Annotated in this window: 8 protein-coding genes; 2 read left to right on the plus strand and 6 right to left on the minus strand. The window is 66.2% G+C overall.

Annotation, left to right across the window (positions count from 1 at the left end; all coding sequences use genetic code 11):
* Positions 1–67 precede the first annotated feature (67 nt).
* Both AB4Y44_RS25195 and AB4Y44_RS25200 read left to right on the plus strand, forming a co-directional pair.
* Positions 68–412 (plus strand): DUF3088 domain-containing protein, encoded by a 345-nt coding sequence (locus tag AB4Y44_RS25195; protein ID WP_342924195.1) that lies wholly within the window; start codon positions 68–70, stop codon positions 410–412.
* 24 nt (positions 413–436) lie between these two features.
* A complete protein-coding gene (locus AB4Y44_RS25200; RefSeq protein WP_342924196.1) occupies positions 437–2,089 on the plus strand; it encodes an ABC transporter substrate-binding protein in 1,653 nt (550 codons plus the stop codon).
* A gap of 76 nt (positions 2,090–2,165) precedes the next feature.
* Here AB4Y44_RS25200 and AB4Y44_RS25205 read toward each other — a convergent pair whose 3' ends face one another.
* The 6 genes from AB4Y44_RS25205 to AB4Y44_RS25230 form a co-directional block, all read right to left on the minus strand.
* Entirely contained in the window at positions 2,166–3,035 is an 870-nt protein-coding gene (locus AB4Y44_RS25205; protein WP_342924197.1) for a CmcJ/NvfI family oxidoreductase, read from the minus strand.
* Positions 3,036–3,047: 12 nt separating this feature from the next.
* Complete coding sequence (locus AB4Y44_RS25210; protein WP_342924198.1) at positions 3,048–3,821, minus strand: SDR family NAD(P)-dependent oxidoreductase; 774 nt, start codon at positions 3,819–3,821, stop codon at positions 3,048–3,050.
* 61 nt (positions 3,822–3,882) lie between these two features.
* Positions 3,883–5,217 carry an LLM class flavin-dependent oxidoreductase gene (locus tag AB4Y44_RS25215; protein ID WP_342924199.1) on the minus strand — a complete coding sequence of 445 codons (1,335 nt, stop codon included), beginning with the start codon at positions 5,215–5,217 and terminating at the stop codon, positions 3,883–3,885.
* Positions 5,218–5,246: 29 nt separating this feature from the next.
* On the minus strand, positions 5,247–7,031 hold the full coding sequence (locus AB4Y44_RS25220) for an ABC transporter ATP-binding protein (RefSeq protein WP_342924200.1): 1,785 nt from the start codon (positions 7,029–7,031) through the stop codon (positions 5,247–5,249).
* A complete protein-coding gene (locus AB4Y44_RS25225) occupies positions 7,028–7,897 on the minus strand; it encodes an ABC transporter permease (protein WP_133190547.1) in 870 nt (289 codons plus the stop codon). Before AB4Y44_RS25225 ends, AB4Y44_RS25220 begins: the two co-directional genes overlap by 4 nt.
* 15 nt (positions 7,898–7,912) lie before the next feature.
* The coding region (locus tag AB4Y44_RS25230) for an ABC transporter permease (RefSeq protein WP_368701172.1) at positions 7,913–8,441 on the minus strand (529 nt) is incomplete at its 5' end.

Consider the following 8,441-nt stretch of genomic DNA (forward strand, 5'->3'; position numbering starts at 1 on the left):
GCCGCGCGCGGACGAACACGACAGCCCTTGGACATTTTCCCTTTCAAATGCGGAGCGTAAGTACACCATGAGTCGAGACTTGCTGCTGTTGCTGCAACCTGGCTTTACCGACCCTGCCCATCCCGGCGAACGTTTCATCTGTCCGCACGGCGCGCCAATAGAAGGATTGCTTGCGAGCGACCCCGAGCGCGTCGCGCGCATCGACGTAAAGCGGCTGCCGTTCGCGCGCCCGCGCGCGGTGGTGATCGAGGTGCTTGACGAGGCGCATCAGGGGCTGCCCGTGCTCGTGCTCGGCGACGAGCATGCGGTTCCCGAAGACGTGCAAACGGTGAACGGCCGTCACTTCGTGACCGACACGAACCGGATTCTCGCGCTGCTTGCCGAACGGCACGGCTTTCCCAAGGTGCATTGAGCGGCGTTCGAACAACACAACATCATGCCACTTCGTCTTTTTGCCGCCATCCCCTCGCGCACGCGGCGCCACGCGCTGGCTCTCGCCATATCGCTTTGCAACGCCGCGGCGCTGCTCCTTTTGCCTCATGCGGCGCAAGCCACGCCCAAAGGGACACTGGTTTTCTGCAGTGAAGGCAGCCCGGCGGGATTCGACCCGGGGCAGCACACCACCAGCACTGATTTCGATGCGAGCACGAATACGGTCTACAACGAGCTGGTGCAGTTCCGCAACGGCACACTCGATCTCGAGCCCGCGCTCGCAATAAGCTGGGAGAGTTCAGCGGATCAACGCACCTACACGTTTCATTTGCGCCACGGTGTGAAATTTCAGACGACCTCGTGGTTTCATCCCACGCGGGACTTCAACGCGGATGATGTGATTTTCACCTTCACGCGCATGCTCGATCCGCAGCTGCCGTTTCGCAAGGCGTATCCGACGAGTTTTCCCTATTTCAGCGATCTCGGGTTCGACAAGAATATCGCGCGCATCGAAAAAGTCGATGATTACACAGTGCGCTTCGACCTCAAGACGCCCGACGTGATCTTCGTGCGCAACCTTGCCATGAGCTTCGCGTCGATCCTCTCGGCCGAGTACGCCGCGCAGCTGAGTACGCAGCACCGCGAGGCCGATATCAACCAGTTGCCCGTGGGGACCGGTCCGTTCGCGTTCCGTTCGTACCAGAAGGACGCACTGATCCGCTACGACGCCAATCCCGACTATTGGCGAACGCAGGACGTCAAGCTCGCACACCTCGTGTTCGCCATCACGCCCGATCCGGCGACCCGCATCCAGAAGCTCGCGAGCGGCGAGTGCCAGGTATCGGTGTTTCCGCGTCCGGCTGATCTGGAGGTCGTCAAGCGCAATCCGGCGCTCAAGGTCGTTTCCGGCGTCGGCTTCAACGTGGGCTTTGTGGCGTACAACACGCAGCATCCGCCACTGGATCGTGTGGAAGTGCGCAGGGCGCTCGACATGGCGATCGACAAGCCCGCCATTATTCAGGCCGTGTTCGCAGGCAATGCGAAGATTGCGACGAACCCGATGCCGCCTGCCCAATGGTCCTACAACAATACGCTCAAGGACGCGCCGTATGATCCTGCGAAGGCACGCGCACTGCTTGCGCAGGCAGGGCTGGCGAATGGCTTCGAGATTACGCTTTGGGCCATGCCGGTGCAGCGCCCCTATAACCCGAACGCCCAACTGATGGCGCAGCTCATCCAGCAGGACTGGGAGAAGATCGGCGTTCATGCGCGGATCGTGAGCTATGAGTGGGGCGAGTACAACCGCCGCGCCAAGCAGGACGGCGAACACGACGCGTTGCTCTACGGCTGGTCGGGTGACAACGGCGACCCGGACAATTGGCTAGGCGCGCTGCTCGGCTGCGATGCGGTGCATGGCAGCAACGTCTCGAAGTGGTGCGACCCGTCGTTCAACTCGCTCATCGAGAAGGCGCGTGCGGATGCGAATGTGAGCGAGCGTGCGGCGCTCTATGAGCGCGCCCAGGTCGTCTTCAAGGAACAGGTGCCATTTACGCCGATCGCGCACTCGATCGTCTCGCTGCCAGCTTCGAAGCGCGTTGACGGGCTCGTGTTCTCGCCGTTGGGCAGCCACCGTTTCGACGGCGTGTCGTTGCAATAGGTACTAGCGAGGGTGGCGAGCCGGCCGCGTGCCTTCGGTGGCCGCAGACGAATGGCGCGACTCGCAGCGCCATTCGTCAATGCGTGTCTGAGCCCGCGGGCCAGAACAGAAGCGCGCGCAATTCGATACTGCGCCGCGCCGCCGCGTCCGCACGACTGGTGGGGTCCTCGAATGCGGTGTGAGCGGTGAGCCGCGCCGTGCCGTCCTCCAGAGAATCGTAGATTTTCAGCAGTAGTACTTCGTCGGGGCGCAGACGGGGAAAGAAGTACCAGCGATGCTGCGGGTTCGCGAGAAACGAATAGGTCTCGCCGGTTTTGTCGCGGTAGAGAAGGTCGGTCGGCACGAGATCTCCGGCCGCGATCGAGCGCGCGTCGCACAGCGCGAGCGGCAGTTGTTCCACCACGCTGAGCGGGCGCCACAGGTTGACGATCGCAAAGCGATGCCCGAGCCGCCGTTGCGCTTCTTCGGCATCGAGATGATCGCGCACCCGGCGCGGTCCGGACACGAAAGTCTGATCGTTATGCACGCGCCGCACAGGCTCGCGAAGTGTGGCGTTGCCGCGTGAGCCGCTCGCGCTGTCACGCAGCGTGTGGTCGAAGATGACGACCTTTTCGGCTCCCGTCATGTCGCGCAGCAACGCCTCGGCCTCGGGGCGATACACGAGGCGAATCAGGCTTTCGTCGCTGTAGTCGCTCACTGCGCTCCGATGCGAAACGAGCTGAAAGCCATTGCGGTCGAGCGAGATTTCGCCGGCCTCCGCAAGCGGACGCGCGTTGCGTATCGTCACACGGCGCGGGTCGAGCGTGCCCGAACTCCATGGCGTTCCCTCCGGCGGCTCGAACGCGTAGTTGACCGGGCGGGCGTTGCCTGGCGCGAGATAGTTGAGCTCCGCCTCGACGGCGGACGTTCGCGAAAGAGGCGAGGGGGCCGATAGCACTGTGCTCATAAGTCATCCTGATCAAAACGGTTCGCGCCACGGGCGCAGATCCAGCTCTTGTGTCCAGGCGCTGCGGGCCTGGCGGTGCAACTGCCAATAGCTTTCGGCGATGGCTTCGGGTTGCAGCAGACCGTCCGGCCCTGCGTCTTGCGCACGCTGGGGCGCGGCGCTGCGCAGCCGTTCGCCGTCGATGCCGCCGTCGATGACGACGTGGGCCACGTGCACGCCTCGCGGTCCGAATTCTCGCGCGAGACTTTGGGCCAGCGAGCGCAAGCCCGCTTTCGCCGCTGCGAACGCGGCGAACGGCGGCCGCCCGCGCAGCGAGGCGGTCGCGCCAGTAAAGATGAGGCTGCCGGCGCCCGAGGTGTTGGTCGCGGCGTCCGGGGCGTCCAGCAGAAGCGGTAAGGCGGCGCGCGCAAACACGAAGCCACCCAGCACGTTCGTGCGCCATGCGGACTCGAACTGCGCGACTTCGAGTTCGAGCGTTGGCGCGCGTACGGCGTTGCCCGCGTTGAAAATCGCGCTGCGCAGAATTCCGTGACTCGTCAGAAGTTGCGCGATGCGCGCGAGATCCTGCTCGTTTGCCACGTCGCCGGGTGCTGCGTGGGCGCGGCCGCCTTGCGCGCGTATTTCCGCGGCGAGCGCTTCCACACGCGGCGCCGTGCGTCCGGTCAGCACGACCGTGTAACCTGCTCGGGCGAAGTGTCGCCCGAGCGCCGCGCCCAGGCCGGCGCTCGCGCCCACCCCGGCAATCCATGCGACCGAAGCGGGAAGAGAAGAGGAAACGTCGCTCATGATTCTTTCACGCTAGTCACCACGCGCGCTTTTGGAAAAGAATGAAACTTCATATGGTTATTCATGCGGTCAGCGCATAGCGGTTCACGGGATAGTCGAGCCCAAGATGCTCGCGCAGCGTCGTGCCAGCATAGTCGCGCCGGTAGGCACCACGCTCCTGCAGGATCGGCACCACCTTACGCGCGAATTCGGTGAACGCGAGCGGTGTACCGCCGCGCACGATGAAGCCGTCGGTCGCGCGCGCTTCGACCCAGGCCTGCAAGCCATCGGCGACCTGTTCGGGCGTACCGAGAAAGCTGGGCCTGGGCGTTGCGGCTTCCAACGCGACCTCGCGCAGCGTCAGCCGGCGCTCGGCCGCGTTGCGCTTGATCGCGTCGGTCGTGCTGCGGAACTGGTTGCTGCCCAGTTCGCCGATGTCGGGAAATGGAGTGTCGAGCGGGTACTGCGAAAAATCGTGGTGATCGAAGTAGCGGCCAAGGTAGTCGAGCGCATTCTCGATCGTCACGAGCCGTGCGGTTTCGCGATACTGGTCCTCGGCCTGCACGGCCGAATCCGCCACGATCACGCTGATGCCCTGGAAGATCTTCAGGCTGCCGGCTGCGCGGCCGTGGGCGGCGAGCCGCTTCTGGACGTCGCCATAGAAGGCCTGTGCAAGTCCGATCGTTTCCTGGCGCGTGTAGATCGCGTCCGCATGGCTCGCCGCAACCGCCTTTCCGTCGTCGGAAGCGCCCGCCTGGAACAGGATCGGGCGGCCCTGGCGCGAACGGCCGATATTGAGCGGCCCGGCCACCGAGAAGAACTCGCCCACGTGATCGAGTGCATGCAGCTTGTCCGGATCGAAGAACACGCCGCTCGCCTTGTCGCGAACGAAGGCGTCGTCCTCCCACGAATCCCACAACCCCTTCGTCACGTCCAGAAACTCGGAGGCGATCCGGTAGCGCAGTGCATGTTCTGGGTGTTTGTCACGCGAGAAATTCTTCGCGGAGCCTTCCAGCGGCGAGGTCACCACATTCCAGCCCGCGCGGCCGTCGCTCAGGTGATCGAGGCTCGAAAACTGGCGCGCGACGGTGAACGGATCGCTGTACGAAGTCGAGAGCGTGCCAACGAGGCCGATGCGCGTGGTCGCGAACGCGAGCGCCGAAAGTAGCGTGAGCGGCTCGAAGCGGTTCAGGAAGTGGGGGATCGACTTCGCGTTAATGTGCAGCCCGTCGGCGACGAACAGCAGATCGAATTTCGCGTTCTCGGCCTCGCGCGCCAGCTCGCGAACGAAGCTCACGTTGATGCTGGCATCGGCGATCGCATCGGGATGCCGCCATGCGGACATGTTGCCCGAAGCGCCCTGGATGATCGCGCCGAGGTGAATCTGACGTTGGGGATTCGTGGTCGATTGGCTCATGGTGTGCAAGATAGAGGGCGTGTGGGACGTCACGCGGAAGTGGCCGGCTGGCCCTGCTGAGCGGACTTGGGCAGCTTTGGCAGCGCATCGAGCAGCGAGGCGGTATAGGCATGCGTTGGCGCAGTGAATACCTGCCCGACAGGTCCGCTCTCGACCAGGCGGCCGCGCCGCATCACGAGCACGCGGTCGGCAACGTGATGAACCACGCCGAGGTCGTGCGAAATGAACAGCATGGCCGTGCCGTGCTCGGACTGCATGTCGGCAAGCAGGTCGAGCACCTGCGCCTGGATCGATACGTCGAGCGCGCTCACCGGTTCGTCGGCAACTAGCAGCGCCGGGTTCGGCGCGAATGCGCGCGCAATCGCCACGCGTTGGCGCTGGCCGCCGGAGAGTTCGCGCGGGTAGCGGTCGTAGCAGCCCGCCCCGAGCCGCACCTCGTCGAGCAGTTGCAGCACACGGCGTCGCCGCGCGTCGCTGCGAATGCCGACCGCGTCGAGACTCTCGCCGATGAGCTGGCCGACCGTATAACGCGGGTCGAAGGAGCTATAGGGGTCCTGCGCAATGAGCTGCAGGCCGGCCCGCCGATGTCGCCGAGCGGATTCGGGCACGCCGCTCCAGGGCTGGCCGTCGAGCGTCACGCGGCCGCTGTCGGGAGTGGTCAGGCCCAGCACGATGCGCGCGACCGTCGACTTGCCCGAGCCGGATTCGCCGACGATGCCGAGCGTTTCGCCTTTGGCGAGCGAAAACGACACGTCGTCGACAGCGGGGGGCGCGGTATCGTCGCCGCCGTAGCGCTTCGTGACCGCTTCGACCGATAGCACACGGACGTCATCGACGATCTGCTTCGCGGGCAGCGCAACCCGCGTGTCGCCCGTGGCGGCGCTAGCTCCCGCATCGCCCGAGAGCCGGTAGCCTCGCGACGCGGGCACGGGGATCGCGGCGAGCAACTGCCGCGTATAGGGATGCGCGGGGCGCCCCAGCACGTCGCGCGTCGGCCCTTCTTCGACGATACGGCCCGCGCGCATGACGAGCACGCGGTCTGCCAGTTCCGCGACCACGGCGAGATCGTGGCTGATGAGGAGCAGCGCGTCGCCGGCGTCGCGGCGGGCGCGCAGCAGCGAGAGGATTTGACGCTGCACGGTCATGTCGAGCGCCGTGGTGGGCTCGTCGGCGATCAGCAGCGAAGCGCCGCCCGCGATGGCCGTGCCGATCAGTACGCGCTGCCGCAAGCCGCCCGACAGTTGATGCGGGTATTGCGGCAGCCGGCGCTCAGGTTCGTCGATGCCTACCGCCCGCAGGATCTCGACGCTGTCTTGGTGGATGTCGCGCGAGCGCACGCTGTGCAGCGATTCGGCGACGAGGTCGCGCACGCGCCACAGCGGATCGAGCGAGACCAGCGCATCCTGGAGCACGTAGCCGATGCGGCGGCCGCGTATGCCGCGCCAGTCGCGCTCGCGGTAGCGGCGTGCGTCCTCGCCCGCGATCTCGAAGCGCTCGGCCTGTGTTTGCGCCTTCGGGCCGTTCAGTCCGACGAGGCTGCGTGCGGTGACGGATTTGCCGGAGCCCGATTCGCCGACGAGCGCGACGCACTCGCCCGCATGCACGCTCAGGCTCAGTGATTCGACGGCGGCGCGCGCGGCGTGCCGCTCATGAAACGCGATGCTAAGGTTTTTGATACGCACGAGCGGTTCGCCCGGCGGCGCGGTGAACGGATGAATCACGGCGGGTAGCGGGACCGGCGCTGAGGGGCTGCCTTCCGTGGCGGACCCAACGCGCACGCGGGCGGCGAGATTGGCAGTGGCGGCGGCTGTCATGCGACCTCCCGGCGTTCGAAACGCGCCTGCCAGTAGCCGCCGAGCGCGTTCACAGCAATGACGGCGGCCGTGATCGCCACGCCGGGCCAGACCGCGATCCACCATGCGTTGTACAGATAGTTGCGGCCCTCGGCGAGCATCAGTCCCCACTCGGCCGTAGGCGGCTGCGGCCCCATGCCGAGAAAGCTCAGGCCCGATGTGCCGATGATCGCGGTGCCGAGGCCGATCGTGGCAAGCACGGGCACCTGGGCAATGGCGTGCGGCAACACGTGCCGCCAGACCAGCACGGCCGGCGCGAGACCGAACGTGCGCGCCTGCTCCACATACCCCGATTCGGCGACGACGAAGGTCTGCGCGCGCACGACGCGCGCAAAGCGCGGAATCGAGGCGACGCCAAGCGCGAAGACGAGATTGACGGCGCCGGGGCCCGTGAACGAGATCAGCATGAGCGCAAGCAGGAGGTCCGGAAAGGCGGACACCACGTCGAGAAAGCGCGTGATCAGTTCGTCGAGCCAGCCGCGCGCGAGGCCGGCGATCAGCCCAAGCACGGTGCCTGCGAGCGTCGCGATGGCAATCGCCGCCGCGCTGATCGAAAGCGAGTAGCGTGCGCCGTAGACGACGCGCGCAAAGATGTCGCGGCCCAGCTGGTCGGTGCCTAGCCAATGCTCGGCGCTGGCGCTGAGCTGCGCGGAGACTGGGTCCGCCGCGAGTGGATCATAGCGGGTCAGCCATTCGGGCGCGGCGACGGCGATGACGTTGAGAAGGAGCCAGAGCGCCGCAAGCGCAAGGCCGGGATGACGCCATATCCAGCTGGCGGCACGCCAACCCGCGCGCGCCCGCAATGGCAGGTCGAGAGGAACTGACATCGTGAAGCCTCCGGTTCAGCGCCGCGCGCGCGGGTCGCGCAGGCGCGGATCGATCAAGAGATAGAGCAGGTCGACGGCGGTGCTCAGGACGACGTAGATCGCTGCGGAGAGGATCGCGATCGCGAGGATCACGGGCATGTCCTTCGCGAGCACGGCATCGACGGTCACCTTGCCGAGCCCCGGGCGCCCGAACACCTGCTCGGTGATGACCGCGCCGCTCAACAAGCCGCCCACGAGCCAGCCGGCGAGCGTGACTGCCGGCAGCGCGGCGTGCCGCAGCGCATGGCGCAGGCGCAGCGCGAAGCCGCCAATGCCCCACGCGCGCACGGTCAGCGCGTACGGCTCGTCGAGCGCGTGCTCGATGCCCTTGCGCAATACGCGGCCAATCACCGCGCCTTGCGCGAGCCCCAGCGAGAGCGCCGGGAGCACGAGCGAGGAGAAGCCGCGGTCGCCGGCCACGGGGAAGAGCTTGAGCGTGAAGCTGAACACGAACAGCAGCATGATGCCGAGCCAGAACGACGGCGTCGAAGCGAGCAGCAGTTCC

It is taken from the genome of Paraburkholderia sp. BR10937, assembly GCF_040965695.1.
Taxonomy (GTDB): domain Bacteria; phylum Pseudomonadota; class Gammaproteobacteria; order Burkholderiales; family Burkholderiaceae; genus Paraburkholderia.

Coding starts and splice junctions, on each gene's coding strand:
- AB4Y44_RS25210 (WP_342924198.1), bottom strand. CDS start 3,821: ATGAGCGACGTTTCCTCTTCTCTTCCCGCTTCGGTCGCATGGATTGCC.
- AB4Y44_RS25195 (WP_342924195.1), top strand. CDS start 68: ATGAGTCGAGACTTGCTGCTGTTGCTGCAACCTGGCTTTACCGACCCT.
- AB4Y44_RS25215 (WP_342924199.1), bottom strand. CDS start 5,217: ATGAGCCAATCGACCACGAATCCCCAACGTCAGATTCACCTCGGCGCG.
- AB4Y44_RS25220 (WP_342924200.1), bottom strand. CDS start 7,031: ATGACAGCCGCCGCCACTGCCAATCTCGCCGCCCGCGTGCGCGTTGGG.
- AB4Y44_RS25200 (WP_342924196.1), top strand. CDS start 437: ATGCCACTTCGTCTTTTTGCCGCCATCCCCTCGCGCACGCGGCGCCAC.
- AB4Y44_RS25205 (WP_342924197.1), bottom strand. CDS start 3,035: ATGAGCACAGTGCTATCGGCCCCCTCGCCTCTTTCGCGAACGTCCGCC.
- AB4Y44_RS25225 (WP_133190547.1), bottom strand. CDS start 7,897: ATGTCAGTTCCTCTCGACCTGCCATTGCGGGCGCGCGCGGGTTGGCGT.